The 19,036-nt window shown below is 68.9% G+C and carries 21 protein-coding genes; 8 read left to right on the top strand and 13 right to left on the bottom strand.

The window, feature by feature from the left end; all coding sequences use genetic code 11:
- Positions 1-617 precede the first annotated feature (617 nt).
- The 3 genes from cofD to AB4Z55_RS10825 are packed head-to-tail and all read left to right on the top strand — an operon-like array spanning position 618 to position 3,594.
- Complete coding sequence (gene cofD, locus AB4Z55_RS10835) at positions 618-1,655, top strand: 2-phospho-L-lactate transferase (RefSeq protein WP_369519710.1); 1,038 nt, start codon at positions 618-620, stop codon at positions 1,653-1,655.
- Positions 1,652-3,001, top strand: coding sequence for a coenzyme F420-0:L-glutamate ligase (locus AB4Z55_RS10830; protein WP_369519709.1), 1,350 nt, complete (start codon positions 1,652-1,654; stop codon positions 2,999-3,001). The genes cofD and AB4Z55_RS10830 overlap by 4 nt, the downstream gene beginning before the upstream one ends.
- Complete coding sequence (locus AB4Z55_RS10825) at positions 2,998-3,594, top strand: NUDIX hydrolase (protein WP_004019236.1); 597 nt, start codon at positions 2,998-3,000, stop codon at positions 3,592-3,594. Before AB4Z55_RS10830 ends, AB4Z55_RS10825 begins: the two co-directional genes overlap by 4 nt.
- On the opposite strand, the gene glgC is transcribed toward AB4Z55_RS10825, so the two are convergent.
- The gene (gene glgC / locus AB4Z55_RS10820; RefSeq protein ID WP_086534567.1) at positions 3,591-4,805 is read right to left on the bottom strand and encodes a glucose-1-phosphate adenylyltransferase; all 1,215 of its coding nucleotides are present in this window, start codon (positions 4,803-4,805) and stop codon (positions 3,591-3,593) included. The two genes, AB4Z55_RS10825 and glgC, sit on opposite strands and share 4 nt — an antisense overlap.
- 130 nt (positions 4,806-4,935) lie before the next feature.
- Here glgC and glgA point away from each other — a divergent pair, with 130 nt between their 5' ends.
- On the top strand, positions 4,936-6,102 hold the full coding sequence (gene glgA, locus AB4Z55_RS10815; RefSeq protein WP_239402564.1) for a glycogen synthase: 1,167 nt from the start codon (positions 4,936-4,938) through the stop codon (positions 6,100-6,102).
- Here the strand turns inward: glgA and AB4Z55_RS10810 are convergent.
- From AB4Z55_RS10810 to AB4Z55_RS10765, 10 genes are all read right to left on the bottom strand, one after another.
- Complete coding sequence (locus AB4Z55_RS10810; protein WP_239402565.1) at positions 6,081-7,052, bottom strand: putative RNA methyltransferase; 972 nt, start codon at positions 7,050-7,052, stop codon at positions 6,081-6,083. The genes glgA and AB4Z55_RS10810 overlap by 22 nt on opposite strands.
- 2 nt (positions 7,053-7,054) lie before the next feature.
- A complete protein-coding gene (locus AB4Z55_RS10805) occupies positions 7,055-7,222 on the bottom strand; it encodes a DUF3117 domain-containing protein (RefSeq protein ID WP_004019232.1) in 168 nt (55 codons plus the stop codon).
- Positions 7,223-7,325: 103 nt separating this feature from the next.
- Positions 7,326-7,721 (bottom strand): DivIVA domain-containing protein, encoded by a 396-nt coding sequence (locus AB4Z55_RS10800; RefSeq protein WP_239402566.1) that lies wholly within the window; start codon positions 7,719-7,721, stop codon positions 7,326-7,328.
- A gap of 115 nt (positions 7,722-7,836) precedes the next feature.
- Positions 7,837-8,865: a glucosyl-3-phosphoglycerate synthase gene (locus AB4Z55_RS10795; RefSeq protein WP_239402567.1), complete on the bottom strand. Its 1,029-nt coding sequence runs from the start codon at positions 8,863-8,865 to the stop codon at positions 7,837-7,839.
- Positions 8,862-9,686 carry a dihydropteroate synthase gene (folP, locus tag AB4Z55_RS10790; RefSeq protein WP_369521002.1) on the bottom strand — a complete coding sequence of 275 codons (825 nt, stop codon included), beginning with the start codon at positions 9,684-9,686 and terminating at the stop codon, positions 8,862-8,864. Before folP ends, AB4Z55_RS10795 begins: the two co-directional genes overlap by 4 nt.
- 71 nt (positions 9,687-9,757) lie before the next feature.
- Complete coding sequence (locus tag AB4Z55_RS10785; protein WP_239402568.1) at positions 9,758-11,563, bottom strand: long-chain-acyl-CoA synthetase; 1,806 nt, start codon at positions 11,561-11,563, stop codon at positions 9,758-9,760.
- Between the two features lie 76 nt (positions 11,564-11,639).
- Positions 11,640-12,176, bottom strand: coding sequence for a TIGR00730 family Rossman fold protein (locus AB4Z55_RS10780; RefSeq protein WP_004019224.1), 537 nt, complete (start codon positions 12,174-12,176; stop codon positions 11,640-11,642).
- 43 nt (positions 12,177-12,219) lie between these two features.
- Positions 12,220-12,999, bottom strand: coding sequence for a TIGR00730 family Rossman fold protein (locus tag AB4Z55_RS10775; RefSeq protein WP_369519708.1), 780 nt, complete (start codon positions 12,997-12,999; stop codon positions 12,220-12,222).
- A 44-nt stretch (positions 13,000-13,043) separates the two neighbouring features.
- Positions 13,044-14,144, bottom strand: a complete 1,101-nt coding sequence (dapE, locus tag AB4Z55_RS10770; protein WP_369519707.1) for a succinyl-diaminopimelate desuccinylase — start codon at positions 14,142-14,144, stop codon at positions 13,044-13,046.
- 4 nt (positions 14,145-14,148) lie between these two features.
- Positions 14,149-14,664, bottom strand: coding sequence for a DM13 domain-containing protein (locus AB4Z55_RS10765; RefSeq protein WP_369521001.1), 516 nt, complete (start codon positions 14,662-14,664; stop codon positions 14,149-14,151).
- Between the two features lie 189 nt (positions 14,665-14,853).
- On the opposite strand from AB4Z55_RS10765, the gene dapD reads away from it, so the two are divergent.
- Together dapD and AB4Z55_RS10755 are read left to right on the top strand one after the other, a co-directional pair.
- Positions 14,854-15,819, top strand: a complete 966-nt coding sequence (dapD, locus tag AB4Z55_RS10760; RefSeq protein ID WP_369519706.1) for a 2,3,4,5-tetrahydropyridine-2,6-dicarboxylate N-succinyltransferase — start codon at positions 14,854-14,856, stop codon at positions 15,817-15,819.
- Between the two features lie 61 nt (positions 15,820-15,880).
- Positions 15,881-16,123: a DUF3072 domain-containing protein gene (locus AB4Z55_RS10755; protein WP_004019219.1), complete on the top strand. Its 243-nt coding sequence runs from the start codon at positions 15,881-15,883 to the stop codon at positions 16,121-16,123.
- Between the two features lie 27 nt (positions 16,124-16,150).
- On the opposite strand, the gene dapC is transcribed toward AB4Z55_RS10755, so the two are convergent.
- Both dapC and fdxA read right to left on the bottom strand, forming a co-directional pair.
- On the bottom strand, positions 16,151-17,293 hold the full coding sequence (gene dapC / locus AB4Z55_RS10750; RefSeq protein WP_369519705.1) for a succinyldiaminopimelate transaminase: 1,143 nt from the start codon (positions 17,291-17,293) through the stop codon (positions 16,151-16,153).
- Positions 17,294-17,303: 10 nt separating this feature from the next.
- Entirely contained in the window at positions 17,304-17,633 is a 330-nt protein-coding gene (gene fdxA, locus AB4Z55_RS10745) for a ferredoxin (protein ID WP_004019217.1), read from the bottom strand.
- A 441-nt stretch (positions 17,634-18,074) separates the two neighbouring features.
- Between fdxA and AB4Z55_RS10740 the strand changes: the two genes are divergently transcribed.
- Together AB4Z55_RS10740 and AB4Z55_RS10735 are read left to right on the top strand one after the other, a co-directional pair.
- A complete protein-coding gene (locus AB4Z55_RS10740) occupies positions 18,075-18,665 on the top strand; it encodes a cysteine dioxygenase family protein (protein WP_239402573.1) in 591 nt (196 codons plus the stop codon).
- Entirely contained in the window at positions 18,662-19,036 is a 375-nt protein-coding gene (locus AB4Z55_RS10735; RefSeq protein ID WP_004019215.1) for a rhodanese-like domain-containing protein, read from the top strand. The genes AB4Z55_RS10740 and AB4Z55_RS10735 overlap by 4 nt, the downstream gene beginning before the upstream one ends.

Genomic DNA, 19,036 nt, shown 5'->3' with positions numbered 1-19,036 from the left:
AACCGACGAGGTGGCGGTGCCACCGATCATCGAATCATCAACGGGGCCAAGAGTATTGAATTCGGCGATGAATTGCGGGCGATTCTGTGGTTCAAGCGGATTGCCGATCGGGTTTTCCAAAGCCATCGTCGGCGCCTCCTAGCTCGGGATGTTGGTAGTTTCTGCGTCCTTTGCGAACACGGCCTGTAGCGCCGCACCCACCACTGTTGCCACACCACTTGTACTACGGATGCGGAAACTCCCACATCAGTCGTACACACACAGCGCCCGAGCGACGGCCCGCGAAGTGCCGGAACCGACCCTCACCCGAGTTTGAACATACAATCGAATCCGTTGAAGTCCAGCGGTTTTCGATCCAGAGGTTCTCGATCTCAAACTCGGAATGACACTGATGTGATTACACACGCCCGGGGCGGTCGCGGTCAAGTTGAAGTCAAAGATTCTCTGTTTACCACCAGGATCCGACAACGCTGTGACTCGACACGACATTGACCTCAACCCGACGTGAATGTCACACCGACCCCGGCACCCGTCGGAATCGTCCCCGACCGCGCCGACAGCCCCTGACCGCCCTCGCACACCGCGCACTACAGTGGCGGTGTGAAGGAGTACCTGCTGTGAAGGTGACCGTACTCGTCGGGGGCGTCGGAGGGGCACGATTCCTCCTCGGTCTGCGCGAATTGTTCGGGCCGACGGCGTTCCCGGTCCCGCAGGACGACTCGTCCGGGGGCCAGGCGAGCGAACACGAGATCACCGCGATCGTGAACGTCGGCGACGATGCGTGGATGCACGGCGTCCGCATCTGTCCTGATCTCGACACGTGCATGTACACCCTCGGCGGCGGGATCGATCCCGAACGCGGGTGGGGCCGGCGCGACGAGTCCTGGCACGCGAAGGAGGAACTCGCCGCCTACGGTGCCGATCCGGACTGGTTCGGCCTCGGCGATCGCGACCTCGCGACGCATCTCATCCGGACCCAGATGCTCGATGCCGGGTACCGGCTGTCCGACGTCACCGCCGCGCTGTCCCGCCGATGGAATCCCGGTGTGCGGCTCCTGCCCGTGACCGACGACCGTCACGAGACCCACGTCGTGGTCGCCAAGCCCGACGGCGAGGACGGCGAACGGGTCGCGATCCACTTCCAGGAATGGTGGGTGCGCCATCGCGCCCAGATCCCCACCTTCGGTTTCGCGCAGGTCGGTTCGGATGACACCGCACCTGCACCCGGCGTCCTCGACGCGATCGCCGACGCCGACGTCGTCCTGCTCGCGCCGTCGAACCCGGTCGTGAGCATCGGCGCGATCGTCAGCGTTCCCGGGATGCGCAGCGCGCTGCGGCAGACGAAGGCCCCGGTGGTCGGTATCTCCCCGGTCATCGACAATCGGCCGCTGCGCGGCATGGCCGACGAGTGTCTGTCGGTGATCGAGGTCGAGTCCTCGGCAGAGGGCATCGCCGGGCACTACGGCGCCCGCAGCGGCAACGGCATCCTGGACGGGTGGTTGATCGCCGAGGGCGACCACGCCACCGTCGACGGCATCGCCATCGGCGCCGCACCCCTCCTCATGACCGATCCCGCCTCCACCGCCCAGATGGTGCGCGCGGCGTGCGCGCTCGTCGACGTCGCGCTCCCCGACTCCAACCAGGGCCCCGCGTGACCGCCCGCCCCGACCACCGCGCCCCGGGCCGCCTCGAGATCCATCCGGTGACCGGCCTGCCCGAGTTCGCCGCCGACTCCGACGTCGCGCGCGAGATCCTCACCGCCGCACCGTGGCTCGAGTCCGGTGACGTCCTGGTGGTCACCAGCAAGATCATCTCCAAGGCGGAGGGCCGGATGGTCGACGCGCCGAGCGACCCCGAGGAGCGCGACGCGTTGCGCCGGCGCCTCGTCGACGACGAATCGGTACGCGTGCTGGCACGCAAGAACCGGACCCTGATCACCGAGAACCGGCTGGGCCTGGTCCAGGCCGCGGCCGGGATCGACGGCTCGAACGTACGCAGCGACCAGCTCGCACTGCTCCCGGAGAACCCCGACCGCAGCGCGGCGGCCCTCCGACTCGCCATCGCCGAGGCCGCCGACCTCGACGTCGCGGTGATCATCACCGACACGATGGGCCGCGCCTGGCGGACCGGGCAGACCGACGTCGCCATCGGCGCGTCGGGCATCGCCGTGACCCATCCGTATGAGGGCGGTGTCGACGACTACGGAAACCCGTTGATCGTCACTGAGATCGCGGTGGCCGACGAACTCGCCGCGGCGGCCGATCTCGTGAAGGGCAAACTCGCGGCGGTCCCCGTCGCCGTCGTCCGCGGCTTCGGTCCGGCGGACGACGGGACCACGGCCGCCGATCTGATCCGCCCCTACGAGGAGGACCTGTTCCGCCTCGGGACCGAGGAGGCGATCGCCCAGGGACGTCGCGAGGCCATCCGCACGCGGCGTTCGGTGCGGAACTTCGCCGACCGGCCTGTCGACCCCGCCGAGTTGCGTGCCGCACTCGGCGAGGCGCTCACCGCCCCCGCTCCACACCACACGCATCCGGTCCGCTTCGTCTGGGTGCGGTCCGGCCCGCGGCGCCGGGAACTCCTCGACGCGATGGCGCAGGAGTGGCGCGCCGACCTCGAATCGGATTCCAAGACAACCGAGTCCATCGAGAAACGGTTGCGGCGCGGCCAGATCCTCTACGACGCCCCGGAACTGGTGATCCCGTTCCTCGTGCCCGACGGCGTTCACGAGTACCCCGACGAGCGGCGGAACACGGCCGAACACACGATGTTCACCGTGGCCGCAGGCGGAGCGGTCGCCACCCTGCTCACGGCGCTGTCGGTGCGCGACCTCGGCAGCTGCTGGATCGGGTCGACCATCTTCGCCGCGCCGACCGTACGCCGAGTCCTCGGCCTCGACCCGAGTTGGGAACCACTCGGCGCGGTCGCGATCGGTCACCCCCTCGAGCCGGCGGGCCTGCGCGACCCCGCCCCCACCGCCGATTGGGTACTCGAGCTGTGACCGCCGAGTCGCTGCACGCGTCCGCCGTCGAGGCCCTCACCCATTGGGACACATCCGATCCCGACCAGGACACGCTCCGTCACACGTACCTCGCATTCCTGGCGGCATCCTCGCAGGCATGCCTACGAGCCAGTGCGCCGGGACATCTGACGGGTTCGGCGATCGTCTTCGACGCCACCCGCCGGCACGTCCTGCTCACCCTGCATCCCCGGGTCGGCAAGTGGATTCAGCTCGGCGGACACTGCGAACCGGCCGACGACACCATCGCCGACGCGGCGCTGCGTGAGGCGCGAGAGGAATCAGGCATGCCCGACCTCGTGCTCGACTCGGCGGACCCCGCCGATCCCGGAGGCGGGATCGTGCATCTGCACACCCACCCGATCACCTGCTCGCTGGGCGTCCCCACGCGCCACCTCGACGTCCGGTACCGGGTGATCGCCGCACCGACGTCCGACGGCGGACTACCGCGCGTCGTGCGCAGCGACGAGTCGGTGGATCTGCGCTGGTGGCCGATCGATGCACTCCCGGACGACGCCGGAGACGACATCGCGACACTCATCGGCGCGGCCTTGCGGGACGGACATCCGCGCTAGACCCGGATGTTCTTCCCTACCGTCACCACACCACCGGCGCTGACCGAGAACCGCTCGCGGTCGGCGCTCACGTCGACACCGAGTTGCTCGCCGTCGCCCACCACGACGTTCTTGTCGAGGATCGCTTTACGGACGACGGCACCCTTTCCGACGCGGACGCCGGGCATCAGCACGCTGCCCTCGACCACCGCGCCGTCCTCGACGATGACGTTCGAGGACAGCACCGAGTTGCGGACCGTGCCCCCGGAGATGATGCAGCCGGATCCCACGACCGAGTCCTCGGCGACCCCGGACTGGACGAACTTGGCGGGCGGCAGGTTGTGTGTCTCGCCGCGGATGGGCCAGCGGCCGTTGTACAGATTGAAGATCGGGTGCACCGACACGAGGTCCATGTGTGCCTCGTAGAACGCGTCCAGCGTTCCGACGTCCCGCCAGTAGCCGGTGTCGCGTTCGGTGGCACCGGGGACGTCGTTGTCCTTGAAGTCGTAGACATACGCGGTGTCCCGGCGCACGAAGGCCGGAATGATGTCGCCGCCCATGTCGTGGTCGGAGTCCGAATCGGCGGCGTCGGCGCGCAACGCGTCGACCAGCGCCTCGGTGGTGAACACGTAGTTGCCCATCGACGCGAACGTCGACTCGGGATCGTCCGGCGTCCCCGGCGGATCCGTCGGCTTCTCCAGGAAGCGGGTGATCTTGCCGCTCTCGTCGGAGTCGATGCAGCCGAAGGCCGTCGCCTCGGCGCGCGGGACGCGGATTCCGGCGACCGTCACGTCGGCACCGGATTCGACATGCGCCGCCACCATCTGCGATGGGTCCATCCGGTACACGTGGTCGGCGCCGAAGACGACGATGTACTCGGGCCGTTCGTCGGTGATGAGGTTCATCGACTGGAAGATCGCGTCGGCACTGCCGGTGTACCAGCGCGGTCCGAGCCGCTGCTGGGCCGGGACCGGGGTGATGTACTCGCCATGGAATCCCGACGTCCACCAGGTCTGCGAGATGTGCCGGTCCAGCGAGTGCGACTTGTATTGTGTCAGCACGCAAATGCGTTCGTAACCGGCATTGACCAGGTTGGACAACACGAAATCGATCAGCCGGTAGGCACCGCCGAAGGGCACCGCAGGTTTGGCGCGGTCCATCGTCAGCGGGTACAGACGCTTGCCTTCGCCGCCTGCGAGGACGATGCCGAGGACGTGCGGCTCAGATCTCACTCCCCCAACTTAACCGCCATCGAACCCGTCGGCCAGGTGACCGGGCCGGAAGAATGCCCGCGTCCCGGTCGCGGCGACCGTTTACCGGCACCGATGGCGAACTGCGCGCGATGGCACTAGCGTCGAGATCATGCGGGTGGCGATGATGACACGGGAATATCCACCTGAGGTCTACGGCGGTGCCGGTGTCCACGTCACCGAATTGGTCCGCCATCTCCGCGATCTCATCACCGTCGACGTGCACTGCATGGGCGCCGAACGGGAGACCGCCGCGGTGTACACCCCCGACCCCGGGCTGGCCGGGGCGAACGCGGCGATCACGACCCTCTCGGCCGACCTGCGGATGGCCGTGGGCGCGGCCGACGCCGACGTCGTGCACTCCCACACCTGGTACACCGGTCTCGCCGGGCACCTGGCCGGGCAGCTCTACGACGTGCCGCATGTCCTCACCGCGCATTCGCTCGAACCGTCGCGTCCGTGGAAGGCCGAGCAACTCGGCGGCGGGTACCGGGTGTCGAGCTGGGTCGAACGCAATGCGGTCGAGTACGCCGACGCCGTGATCGCGGTGAGTGCGGGCATGCGAACCGAGATCTGCGACACCTACCCGCGACTGGACCCCGAACGTGTCCACGTGGTGCGCAACGGGATCGACACCTCGCAGTGGTATCCGGTCGCCGACCCGTTCGGACCCGACTCGACACCCACGGCCCTCGGACTCGACCCCGACCGACCCATCGTGGCGTTCGTCGGCCGGATCACGCGGCAGAAGGGCGTCGCGCATCTCGTGGCCGCGGCCCACCGTTTCGACCCGGAGATCCAGCTCGTCCTCTGCGCAGGCGCACCGGACACCCCGGAGATCGGCGCCGAGATCGAGCGGGCGGTCGGCGAACTGTCGGCCTCGCGTCCCGACGTGCACTGGGTCCGCGAGATGCTCCCTCTCCCCCGCATCCGCGAGATACTGACAGCGGCAACGGTCTTCGTGTGCCCCTCGGTGTACGAGCCGCTGGGCATCGTGAACCTCGAGGCGATGGCCTGTGGCACCGCGGTGGTGGCCTCGGGGGTCGGCGGCATCCCCGAGGTGGTGCGCGACAACGTCACCGGCCGCCTCGTCCGCTACGACCCCGCCGATCCGGAGACGTTCGAACACGATCTGGCCGAGACGGTGAACGCGGTCGGTTCCGACGCGGCCGCGGCATCGGCGATGGGCGCGGCCGGCCGCGAACGTGCCGACGCCGAGTTCTCCTGGGCATCGATCGCCGAACAGACCCTGGGCGTCTACGAGTCCGTCCGACGCTGATCAGGGCGCCGTCCGCGGGTGGGCCGGCACGTCGTGACCACGACCGACACCGTCACCGGTACGCGGCCGTCCCCGGCGAAGTCGTCGGCACGAGAGCGGATGTCGGCCTCCTCGGAATGAAATGCCGAGGGTCCCATCGCGACCAGATCGCCGATGATCCCGGCGCCGACGTCCGCGGTGTACCGCAGTGGAGCCTCGTCGACCGGCTCGAAACCGTCGTCGAGCGCGGCATGGAGCCGTGCGGATTTCGTGGCGTCGACCCGGAGCATCTCCATCGGCTCGATGAGCTCGGAGAGGTGGTCGGGCCCCGGGCTCACGATGATCAGTGCGCCATCAGGTGTCAGAACCCGGGCGAACTCGGACGCGTTCCGGGGCGCGAACACCGAGAGCACCACCGAGACAGCGTCATCGACGACCGGTAGCTCGCGCCAGACGTCGCCGACGACGGCGGCGAGCGCGTGCGGCCCCCGGGCGATGGCGCGCGCGCAGTATTTGGACAGGTCGATGCCGATTCCGGCGACCGGGGATTCGACGACACCGTCCGACGTTCCGCTCGCCGCGACCGCGGCGCGAAGATAGTGTCCGCCACCGGCGCCCGCGTCGAGGATCACGGGCCGCGGGACTCCGCTCGCGAACTCGGCGGCGAGTCCGGCGACGGAATCGACCACCGGGGCGAAGAAACCGGCGTCGTGCACACGCGCCCGGGCGGCCACCATGGCCGCGGTGTCGGCGCGCAACGAGCCCGACCGACCGTCGAGCAGTGAGACGTAGCCCTGCCGGGCGATGTCGAATGAATGAGCGTCGGGACAACGCAGAGCAGTGCCGTCGACCGAGAGCGGCCCGGTGCACACCGGGCATCGAAGGATCTCGACGATCGAAGTGAGGCCATGCGCCCGGTGCGGTGTCGGTGTGTCCGCCCGGGCCTCATGGGAACTGCCCTCGTGGGGCATGTTCAGCCGGTGACCCCGCGGAGTTCCTCGCCCAGCGCGGCTGCTTCGTCGGCGGTCAGCTCGACGACGAGTCGACCCCCACCCTCGATCGGAATCCGGACAACGATTCCACGCCCTTCTTTGGCCGCTTCGAGGGGGCCGTCCCCAGTACGTGGCTTCATTGCCGCCATTCTCAAGCTCCCTTCAAGGTCCCTGCTCCGAACATGATACGTGTAGGCGTCTCACACGATTGCCAGTGCGCGACACGCGCGCCGCGCGGAACCCGCTGCGCGCCTACCCCGGGGCCGTCGGCGGGCCCGGCCGCCACGCGCCGGCACCACCGTTCTCGTGGTCGGCGGCCGCATCGTCGGGGTGCGTGTCGACCGGCGTCCCGGGCACCGGCTCCCGGTCGCGCAGGCGCGCGATCACCGAGCGCAGATCGTCGACCTCATGTGCGAGACGCGCCAGCGCCCAATCGACTTCGGACTGCTTGTAGCCCCGCGGTGTCTGCGCGAACCGCAGCGCGCGGACGTCGTCGCCGGTGATCCCCACCGACGGCAGTCTGGTGAGGGTCGTGTCGGGCTCGACCGGCGGAAGATCTTCACCACGTCCGAACACGAACCAGACGATGGCGAACACGACCGCGATGACGAGCCCCATGATCAGGAGGTACAGCAGCAGCGTCTGCATGCGATCCATCCTGACAGAAACACTCGGACCGGAGTCCGGCACAGCACGGACCCGACAACCGCTCCCGGTGTGGCGCGCGGTCGCCGGGTCCGTGTGGGTGCCGTGCCCGGTGCCCCTAGGAGGCCATCTCCTCGGCCTTGGTGTCCAGCACCCGCACGGTGTTCATCGGCGGACGATCCTCGAGGTAGACCTCGGTGGTGTGCGGCGTGAACGACCCGTCGGGCTCGGCGGTGAACTGGGTCAGGCCGACGCCCGAGTCCTCGATCCCGCACCGGCGCATGAGGGTTCCGACGATCTGCCGGCTCATGACCCCCAGTTCCACCAGCGGGCGGTTGCGATGGGTCCGGACCCCGAGGTTGACCTGACCGATACCGGCCAGACCGTGGCGGTCGTAGGTGTCGATGAGCAGCCCGATCTCCACCCCGTAGCCGGGCGCGAACGGGACCGACGACAGCAGCTCGCGCGTGCCGGCGTACTCGCCGCCGAGCGGCTGCAGCACTGCGGTGAGGTCGGGCTTCTGGGAGGCCAGGAGCGGCCGGGCGACGAGCTCGGTCACGCGACCGCCGCCGTTGGCGTCGTGGGTGCCGCCCGTGCGCAGCGGCCGCCGGTAGTAGCCCTTCACGAGCTGGATCTCGGGGTTGACGAGCAGCGGACCCAGCATCTTCGGCACGAACATCGGGTCCGGGTCGATGAGGTCGGAGTCGACGAAGGCGATGATGTCGCCGGTGGCCACGGCGATCGAACGCCAGAGCACCTCGCCCTTGCCCTTGACCGGGTCCAGCTCGGGGACCGCCTCCTCGCGGGTGACCACCTGCGCGCCGGCGGCGAGCGCTCGCTCGGCGGTCGCGTCGGTGGAACCGGAGTCCAGGACGATGACCTCGTCCACCAGGCTCCCGTAGAGCGGCATGATCGTCGCGATCACGTCGGCGACTGTCTCCTCCTCGTTCAGCGCGGGGAGCACGACCGAGATCGTCCGGCCGTCCTTCGCCTCGATGAGTTCGTCGATCGTCCAGTCGGGCTGTTCCCAGGTGTGGGTTGACGACCAGCGCTGCTCGGTTCCCGGGGCCTGGGCGACCGTCGGCCACATCGCGGCCTTGTCCCGGCTGATGACGGTGCTGGGCGTACGTCGCTTCTGCTTGGTCATGCGAGTCCCCTGACTGTTCGGGCGGGTGGTCTCGTTCCCGCGATGGCAGCGACCATGTCGACCACACGGCGAGTGGCGGCGACCTCGTGAACGCGGAAGATCCGGGCGCCCTGTGCGGCGGCCAGACTCGTCGCGGCCAGTGTCCCTTCCAATCGTTGCGCTAGGTCTGTACCCAGAGTCTCCCCTACGAAATCCTTGTTGCTCAGCGCCATGAGCACCGGCCAGCCCGTGTTAACAAGATCTTTCACGCCACGTAACAGAGCCAGCCCGTGGTGGGTGTTCTTGCCGAAATCGTGCGTCGGATCGATGACGATCGAGTCCCTCCGGACCCCCGCCGCGAGCGCCCGTTCGGCCGCGGAGGTCACCTCCCGGATGACGTCGGCCACCACGTCGTCGACGGAATCCCCGTACGCGACGCGGTGCGGTCGCGTCCGCACCCGCGCGCCACCGGTGTGCGAGCAGACGATCCCGACGCCACGTTCGGCGGCGACGGCGACCACCTCGGGATCGAATCCCGCCCACGTGTCGTTGATGAGGTCCGCGCCGGCGGCGCAGGCCTGGTCGGCGACCTCGCTCCGCCAGGTGTCGATGCTGATCAGCACACCCGGGTGGCGGTCGCGGATCCACGAGATCATGCCGACGACCCGGGCCGCCTCCGTGGCGGCATCGACCTCGCGACCCGGACCGGCCTTCACCCCGCCGACGTCGATGATGTCGGCGCCCTCGGCCACCACCCGATCGACGTGCGCCTGTGCGGCGGCGTCGTCGAAGCTCGCTCCCCGGTCGTAGAACGAGTCGGGGGTGCGATTGACGATCGCCATGACCAGCGCGCGATCGGTCGGCACCCGACGCCCGCACAGCGTCGGCGACACCGACGCCTCCGGGTTCGAACTCACCCCTTGGGAACCTTGGCCGCGGCGACGTCGTCGGGATAGCCGTCGTAGTACTCGGTGTAGCCCTTCTCCTTGCCGAGCAGTACGTGGAGTCGGTCGGCCTCGGCGTCGGCGTATCCCTCCTTGCGGAGCTCGACCTTGCGGTTCTTGAAGGTCGAGGTCTGCTCGAAGTCGTCGACGATCCGCACGAACAGCGGCACCGCGTACGACGGCAACGCGTCGTAGAGGTGACGGGCGAACTTGCTCGGATCGAGGTCGGCGCCCTCACGCAGCTTGATCGCGATCATCCCGGCGCGACCGTCGGTTCCCGGGACCTCGACGCCGTACGCGACGGACTGGGCGACGGCCTCGTAGGAGTCGACCGCCCCCTCGACCTGGGTCGTGGCGACGTTCTCACCCTTCCAGCGGAAGGTGTCACCGAGCCGGTCGACGAAGGCGATGTGGGCGAAGCCCTGATCGCGGACGAGGTCACCGGAGTTGAAGTAGGAGTCGCCGTCCTTGAAGGCGTCGCGGATGATCTTCTTCTCGGTCTCCTCGGAGTCGGTGTAACCGTCGACGGGCACCCGGTCACTGATCTGCGCGAGCAGCAGGCCGGTGCCGCCCCGGCCGACCTTCACGAGCCGACCGTCGTCGCCGCGCTTGGGGTTCCCCTCCTCGTCGTACTCCACGATCTTGTACGGGAGCGGGCAGAAGCCGGCGGTCTTGTCGACGCTGAACGCGTTGACGAACGCGAGGTTGAGTTCGCTGGCCCCGTAGAACTCGACGACGCGGTCGACGCCGAACCGCTCGCGGAACTCGTCCCAGATGTCCGGGCGCATACCGTTGCCGACCACGGTGTGTACGGAATGCTGGCGATCGGTGGGCTTCTCGGGCTGCGCGAGAAGGTAGCGACACAATTCGCCGATGTAGCAGAAGGCCGTCGCACGGTTGAGGATCACGTCGTCCCAGAACTTCGACGCCGAGAACGACCGCCCGATGGCGATACACGCGCCGGAGGCGAGGACCGACGACAGTGAGACCGACAGCGCGTTGTTGTGGTAGAGCGGCAGCGGCACGTACATGGTGTCGCTGTGGCGCAACCGCACCGCGAGACCACCGATGCCGGACAGGCTCGCCAGCCACCGGTTGTGGCTCATCACGCTCGCCTTCGGCATTCCGGTTGTACCGGAGGTGAAGATGTAGAAGGCCTTGGTCGACGCGGGCAGCTGCTCGGTGACCTCCGGATCGGCCTCGGAGAGCCCCTCGGCGGCGGCGTCGAACTCGGCGAAGTCGTAGACATGTTGCGGCAGAACCGATTCCGGAATCGAGTCGAACGCCTCGGCACACTCGGGATCGTGGATGAGGACCGTGGCCTCCAGCAGTCCGACACTGTGCTCGAGCACCTCACCGCGCTGGTTGTAGTTCAGCATCCCGGCGATGGCACCGAGTTTGACGGTGGCGAGCATCAGCAGCAGGTCGGTCGTGCAGTTCTTGGACAGCAGCGCCACCACGTCGCCCGTGCCGACGCCGTCGGCCGAAAGCGCTGCGGCGTAACGGTTCACCCGGCGGTTGGCCTCACCGTAGGTGGTCGTGCGGCCCTCGAACCGGACGAAGGGGCGGTCGGGGTGCTCGGCCGCGAGCTTCTGGAAGACCGAACCGATGGTCCGCTTGGCCTCGGGTGGGCGACGGATGAGCCCCGGTGCGTGCTTGATCATCCCGGTCGCATGTGGCGCCATCTTCACCACACCACGAAGAAGGTCGGGGATACCGACCGTCTTCTTCACGCTCTGCTGCCGATTGTCCTGCTGCTCGACCTCTGGGGACATCTGCCCTCCGCTCTCCCGCTGGCATATCAGGTGCCCCGCGCACCCACGCGCTACCCTACCGGCCGGTAGCAAGGCCTCACCGTGCCGTCGCCAACTCCACCGCGTCGGACACCGACCGCGAGATGAGCAGTCGGTCCAGCGATCGCCGGGCGACGAACCCGGTTGTCGACAACTCTCGCAGCCAGTCGAGCAACGGCGCGTAGAAATCGGAAGGATCGAGCAGGACGACCGGCTTGTCATGCATCCCGAGATAGCCACCGGTCCAGGTCTCGAAGAGCTCCTCGAGCGTCCCGATCCCGCCCGGCAGGGTGATGAACCCGTCGGCGCGCTCGTCCATGAGCCGCTTGCGTTCGCGCATGGTCTCGGTGACGACGAGTTCCCCCGAACCGAGGTCGGCGACCTCGTGCTTCATCAGCGCGCGGGGGATGATGCCGATCGTGTGACCGCCCGCCTCGCGGGCGGCGTTGACCAGCGCGCCCATCATGGAGATGTTCCCGCCACCGGAGACGACGACATGCCCCTGCTCGGCCAGGGTCCGCCCGACCTCGGCGGCGAGGTCGAGATAGGGCTGGTCGACGGGACCGGACGCGCAATAGACACAGACAGCACTCACCGGGCAATCGTGCCATCGCCGCCCGACCCGGTCATCTCGGCCCTCAGGGCGTGGCGGCCTCGATCGCGGCGACCACGTCATCGGGGTCGTCGACGACGGTGAGCAGGTCCAGATCCTCGGGCGAGATCATCCCGCGCGCGGCGAGGACGTCGCGCATCCAGGCCAGGAGCCCGCCCCAGAAGTCGCTGCCCACCAGCACGATCGGGAATCGCACCACCTTCTTGGTCTGCACGAGGGTCAGCGCCTCGAAGAGCTCGTCGAGCGTGCCCATCCCGCCGGGGAGACAGACGAACGCTTGCGCGTATTTCACGAACATCGTCTTGCGGACGAAGAAGTACCGGAAGTTCATCCCGAGATCGACCCACGGGTTGAGGCCCTGCTCGAAGGGCAGCTCGATGTTGAGGCCGATGGACTGGGCACCCGCCTGGCGGGCGCCCTGATTGGCGGCGTCCATCGCTCCGGGCCCGCCGCCGGTGATGACCGCGTACCCGGCGTCCCCGAGCGCACGTCCGACCCGCACCCCGAGCGCGTATTCGGGCGATTCCGGGGCGAGGCGGGCGGAGCCGAACACGGTGACGGCCTCGGCCACCTCGCTCATGGCGTCGAACCCGGCCACGAACTCCGACTGGATGCGCAGCACGCGCCACGAGTCGCGCATGGTCCGCTCCGAGCGCCGCTCGGCGTCCCGCGGGTCGACCCACTCGAGCAGCCGTCGATCGGTGGTCTTGCCCTGCTGATCCCGGCGGATGCGGATGGGCCCGACGTAGCAGGTGTCGGGATCGGTTCCGTCGGTGTCGGCGGCGGGATCGGGCGTGGTCGACATGGCGGTCACGCTAGCAGCGTGGCCGGGCCACCCGGTCCGGCCACTCAGGACAGGTAGTCGCGCAGCAGCTCGGTCACCGCGCGGATCTGCTCCACCGGGACCCGCTCGTCGACGCGATGCGCGAGATTGGGGTCGCCGGGACCCAGGTTCACGGCCGGGATGCCGAGCGCCGAGAACCGTGACACATCGGTCCACCCGTATTTCGCGCGGAAGCGGCCACCCGCGGCCTCGACGAGCGCCGCAGCGGCCGGGTGTGCCAGACCCGGCAGGGCGCCGGCGGCCGAATCGGTGACCGCCAGCTCGATGACACCGTCGGCCAGGTCGGCGGCGAACACCTCGCGCACGTGGCCGAGGGCCTGATCGATCGAGCGGTCGGGCGCGAAGCGGAAGTTCACGTCGACGTGTGCGGCGTCGGGGATCACGTTGCCTGCGACCCCGCCCCCGACGGCGACCGCGGACAGACCTTCGCGGTACTCACAGCCGTCGATGTCGACCCGACGGGCCTCGTAACCCGCCAGCGTGGTCAGGACATTGCCGAGCTTGTGGATGGCGTTGTCGCCCATCCACGACCGGGCCGAGTGCGCCCGGGTCCCCGACGTCGACAGCCGGACCCGGAGTGTTCCTTGGCATCCCGCCTCGATGAGCCCCGCGGTCGGCTCGCCCAGGATCGCCACGTCGCCGGCCAGCCATTCGGGGAGTTCCCGTTCGATGTCGTTGAGGCCGTTGAACTCCGCCGCGATCTCCTCGCAGTCGTAGAAGATCAGCGTCAGGTCGGAGGCCGGCTCGGGCAGCGTTGCCGCCAGGTGGAGGAACACCGCGTCACCGGACTTCATGTCGACGGTGCCGCAGCCGTGCAGGACGTCACCGTCCGCCGGATGGGTCTCACGGCGGTGCGGGAGGTTGCCGGCCACCGGCACGGTGTCGAGGTGACCGGCGAGGATGACTCGCCGGGCATGCCCCCGATCGGTACGGGCGAGAACGCGATTGCCGTGGCGGAGGATCTCGAAACCGGTTGTCTGCGCCCGCAGTGCGGCCTCGACCGCGTCGGCGATGGCCGATTCGTTGCGCGACTCGCTCTCGATGTCGACGAGCGCGGCGGTCAGGTCGACGGGATCGGCGGTCAGGTCGAGATCGGGAGTGCTCACCCCTTCACCGTAGTGAGCCCATCTCGGCGGCGCCGAAGGAGACGCTGAACTTCACGCACCAGAGGAACACCGACGGATAGTCGCCCGGGTCGACGCCGGCGGGGATCTCGTAGAGCTGGTCGCCCTTGTTGCCCTTGATCATGCCGAGGTCGACGTGCGGGGCCCCGGCGGCCGTGCGCCAGCCGGCGAATCCCTCGACCACCTCCCCCTGTGACAACCACACGTGGACGTCCGGGCCGGTGGTGGTGTCCAGGTTCTCGATCGCCAACACGCGTGAACCGTCGGGTTGTTCGATGACCGAGACCGTTCCGGAGGTCGAATGCTCATGGCTGATCAGGCTTCCGCGCGAGACCACCACCGGTCCGGCGGGGGGCGCCTGGCCCGGCGCCGAGGTCGTCGGGGTGACCGCCACGGGGATCGCGTCGTCGATCTCGGTGTCGACGAAGATCAGCCACGGCTGGAAGACGACGGCCCCGACCGCCAGCACCGCGACGAGCACGACGCCGAGGCCGCCGAGCACCCACGGCCAGCGGCGACGTCGCCGCCGGGGCGGTGCAGGTGGCTGCGGATGACCGGTCATGGTGGCGACCATACGAGCGCCGCACGGCACGTGACCAGGACTTTGGGCCGAATGGATGACGGTAGAGCGGCGTCGGGGCACCGGTGGCGGCGCGGGACGACGGGCAGCGATCACCTAGACTCACCTGTCGTGACATCTACTGGCGCACACGCAACTGGCATCGCGACCGTGACCGACGGGGGTTCGACTCCCGGCGTCGTCCTCGACGTCTGGTTCCCCGAACCCGAGCTCGACGGTGTCGAGACCGCCGAGACCGTGACCCTCGACGACGAGTCGACGCCGGCCCATCTCCGCGATCTGCTGGGCGTCGACGAGGCCCGCGGGGTGAAGACCATCGCGGTCCGCACCGGCATCGCCGACATCGCGGCCGCACCCATCGACGCCTACGACGTCTACCTCCGGCTCCACCTGCTGTCACATCGCCTCATCACCCCGCACGGCGCCAACCTCGAGGGCATCTTCGGGATGCTCACCAATGTCGTCTGGACCAACCACGGCCCATGCGCGGTCGAGAACTTCGAGTCGGTGCGGGCGAAGCTGCGTGCGCGCGGACCGGTCACCGTCTACTCGATCGACAAGTTCCCGCGCATGGTCGACTACGTCGTGCCCGGCGGCGTGCGGATCGGCGACGCCGACCGCATCCGCCTCGGCGCGCACCTGGCGGCCGGCACCACCGTGATGCACGAGGGCTTCGTGAACTTCAACGCCGGCACCCTCGGGTCGTCGATGGTCGAGGGCCGCATCTCCGCGGGCGTCGTCGTCGGCGACGGCTCCGACATCGGCGGCGGCGCCTCGACGATGGGCACCCTGTCGGGCGGCGGCAAAGAGATCATCGCGCTGGGCAAGCGCTGTCTCCTGGGCGCGAACTCCGGCTGCGGCATCCCGCTGGGTGACGACTGCGTCATCGAGGCCGGCCTCTACGTGACCGCAGGCACCAAGGTCACCGGACCCGACGGCACGCAGATCAAGGCGCGCGATCTGTCCGGCCAGTCCAACCTGCTGTTCCGTCGCAACAGCCTGACCGGCGCGGTCGAGGTCGTGCCGTGGAAGGGCGACGGCATCGCCCTCAACGAGGCGCTGCACAAGAACGACTGAGTCCGGCCGACGACACTGTCGCGCACTGGCCGGATCGGTGATCGCGACGTATGGTGGGCTCATGAGCACATCGAACAATCGTTCGACGAACGATTCCGACGACGTCCTCGGCGCAGGCGCCGGAAACACCACCGAGAAGGACCCGGACGACTGGGTGACCGGTGACGAGCCGATGACCGGCGCCCAGCGCAGCTACCTCGACACCCTCGCACGAGAAGCCGGCGAGACGCTCTCGGCCGACCTCACCAAGGCCGAGGCCTCCGAGGAGATCGACCGGTTACAGCAGAAGAGCGGCCGCGGCTGATCCGGTCGGGGCTGATCCGGTCGGGGCTCAGGCGGCCAGGCGGGCGACGGCCGCGCTGATCCGTTCGTCGGTGGCGGTGAGCGCCATCCGAACGTGGCGTTCACCCGCCGGGCCGTAGAAATCACCGGGGGCGCAAAGGATTCCACGCGTGGCGAGCCAGTCGACGGTCTCCCGGCACGGTTCGTCCCGGGTTGCCCAGAGGTACAGGCCCGCCTCGGAATGGTCGACCCGGAAGCCCGCACCCTCGACCGCGGCCTTCAACAGTCGACGACGGGCTGCATAGCGTTCACGCTGCTCGTCGACATGCGCGTCGTCGCGCAGCGCGGCGGTCATCGCCCCCTGTATCGGGAACGGCACGATCAGTCCGGCATGCTTGCGGACCGCGAGCAGTTCGCCGATGAGATCGGGGTCGCCGGCGAAGAAGCCGGCACGGTACGACGCGAGGTTCGAGATCTTCGACAGCGAGTGGACGGCAAGCAGCCCGGTGTGGTCGCCGTCGCAGACCCGGGGGTCGAGGATCGACAGCGGCTCGCCCTGCCAGCTCAACCCGAGGTAGCACTCGTCGGACACGACGACGGTTCCCCGCTCGCGTGCCCACCCGACGACCTTGCGCAGATGGTCGAGACCCAGCACCTTGCCGGTCGGATTCGACGGCGAGTTGATGAACATCAGCGCCGGGTTCATCGGTCCCAGGGCGACAGTCGAGTCGGCGCGCACCGGCCGGGCACCCGCGAGCAGCGCGCTCACCTCGTAGGTCGGGTACGCGACCTCGGGGATGACCACGTCGTCGCCGGGCCCCAGTCCGAAAGTCGAGGCGAGACCCGCGATCGCCTCCTTGGTCCCGATCACCGGGAGGATGCCCGCCTCGTCGAGACCGGAGACCCCGTGCCGCCGGACCAGCGACTCCGCGGCCGCCTCGCGCAGCTCGCGCGTCCCGATCGTCGTCGGGTACCCCGGGAACGTCGAGTTGTCGGCGAGCGCGTCACGGATGAGGGCGGGCACCGGGTCGACGGGCGTGCCGACCGAGAGGTCGACGATGCCGTCGGCGTGGGCCCCCGCCGTCGCCTTCGCGTCGGCGATCGTGTCCCAGGGAAAGTCGGGTAGGCGCCCGCTCACCCGGGTCGAGGTGACGCGTAGCGGAGCGGCCGCACGGGATACAGGACTGCTCATGCCGAGCCGGTCAGTCCTCTTCGTTCATCGGCGGGAGTCCCTTGATGAACGCCGGATCGGCGTCGGTCTTGCCGACCTTGCTGGCGCCGCCGGGCGAGCCCAGGTCGTCGAAGAAGTCGGCGTTCGCGCTGACGTAGGGCTCCCACTCGTCCGGCACATCATCTTCGTAGAAGATCGCCTCGACCGGGCACACCGGTTCGCACGCACCGCAGTCGACGCACTCATCCGGCTGGATGTAGAGCATGCGTCCACCCTCGTAGATGCAGTCGACGGGGCATTCCTCCACGCAAGCCTTGTCCAACACGTCGACGCAAGGCTCCGCGATGATGTAGGTCACCACTCACTCCTTCGCTAGGGAAGATCCGGGTCGGCGCGACGAGAAGTGCGGGTTCGGCGTCGAACAGCACTCCGGCGTCGGCGCCGGTGCGGCTCGAGGGCTGGTCGAACCGCACCCCACAGTATCCGCCCCGGTGGACGCTGCGACGAAATCGGCCCCCGCCCAGAACCGCCTGGATCGGCCTTCGAGTAACGAGGATCACACTCGGACCGCACGCGAGCGCCTCGGGTTTCGCTCAGCCTGCCGACAAACCTCGACGCCGCGACCATCCGCGGGCAGTGTCGGGCGCATGATCGTCGTCGACGAATCCGTCCTGAGGGGACACCGACCCGCGGGTGCGTGCGCCCGGGTGCCGCACCGACCCACCGCGCGGTCGATGTCGATGTGCTGTCGCTGAACCGATCGGCCTCATCACATCCTCATCGACCCACGCAAGGATTCGCCATGACCTCCACCCTCGCCCGCACCGAATGGGCGTCTCGGTCCTCCGCTGCCCCGCGCACCATCAGCCACCTGCCGACGCGGCTCCGGCCCGCCGACCTCCTCCGTATCACCGATCAGGGCGTCGCCGACGTTCTCGACGGCCGGCACGACGCCGTGCTCCCGAACGTCTGGGACGAGCGGCACCGCTGGTCGACGCGACTGCACGCCGACGACGACGTCGATGTGTGGCTGATCAGCTGGACGCCGGGAGAGGCCACCGAACTCCACGACCACGCCGGCTCGCTCGGCGCGCTCACCGTGCTGTCGGGCAGCTTGCGCGAGTACCACTGGACGGGAGACGATCTCGCGGTGCGCATCCTCGACGCCGGCGACCAGGCCGCCTTCCCCCTCGGCTGGGTGCACGACGTCGTGCGGAACCCGGTCGTGGCCGCGCCGGAGCCGTCGACGAGTGAGCAGCCTGTCGCACTGGTGACCCCGACACTGAGCGTGCACGCCTATTCCCCGCCGTTGACCGCCATGTCCTACTACGACATCTCCGAGGGCGGGTACCTGCGCCGGAACCGGACCGTCCTCACCGACGAACCCGAATGAGCGCTCACCGGACCATCGACGACGTGCTCGCCGACGCGCGGTCGCGGATCGCGCGGGTCGAGCCCGTCGACGTCCCCGCGGAGCTGGCCGACGGCGCGGTGCTGGTCGACATCCGGCCCGCGGCCCAGCGCGCCGAGGAAGGCGAAGCGCCGGGGGCTCTCGTGATCGAACGCAATGTCCTCGAATGGCGTTGCGATCCGGCGAGCGACGCACGTATCGACCAGGCAGTCGACCACGACGTCCGCTGGATCATCCTGTGTTCGCAGGGTTATACGTCGAGTCTCGCCGCGGCGGCGCTGCAAGAGCTCGGACTCCACCGCGCGACCGACGTCATCGGCGGATACGAGGCTCTGGCACCAGTTCTCGGCTGA

This window comes from Gordonia sp. ABKF26, assembly GCF_041103195.1.
Taxonomy (GTDB): Bacteria; Actinomycetota; Actinomycetes; order Mycobacteriales; family Mycobacteriaceae; genus Gordonia; species Gordonia terrae.
Note: the sequence above shows the minus strand (reverse complement) of the source record. Positions and strands in the feature narration are given on the sequence as shown.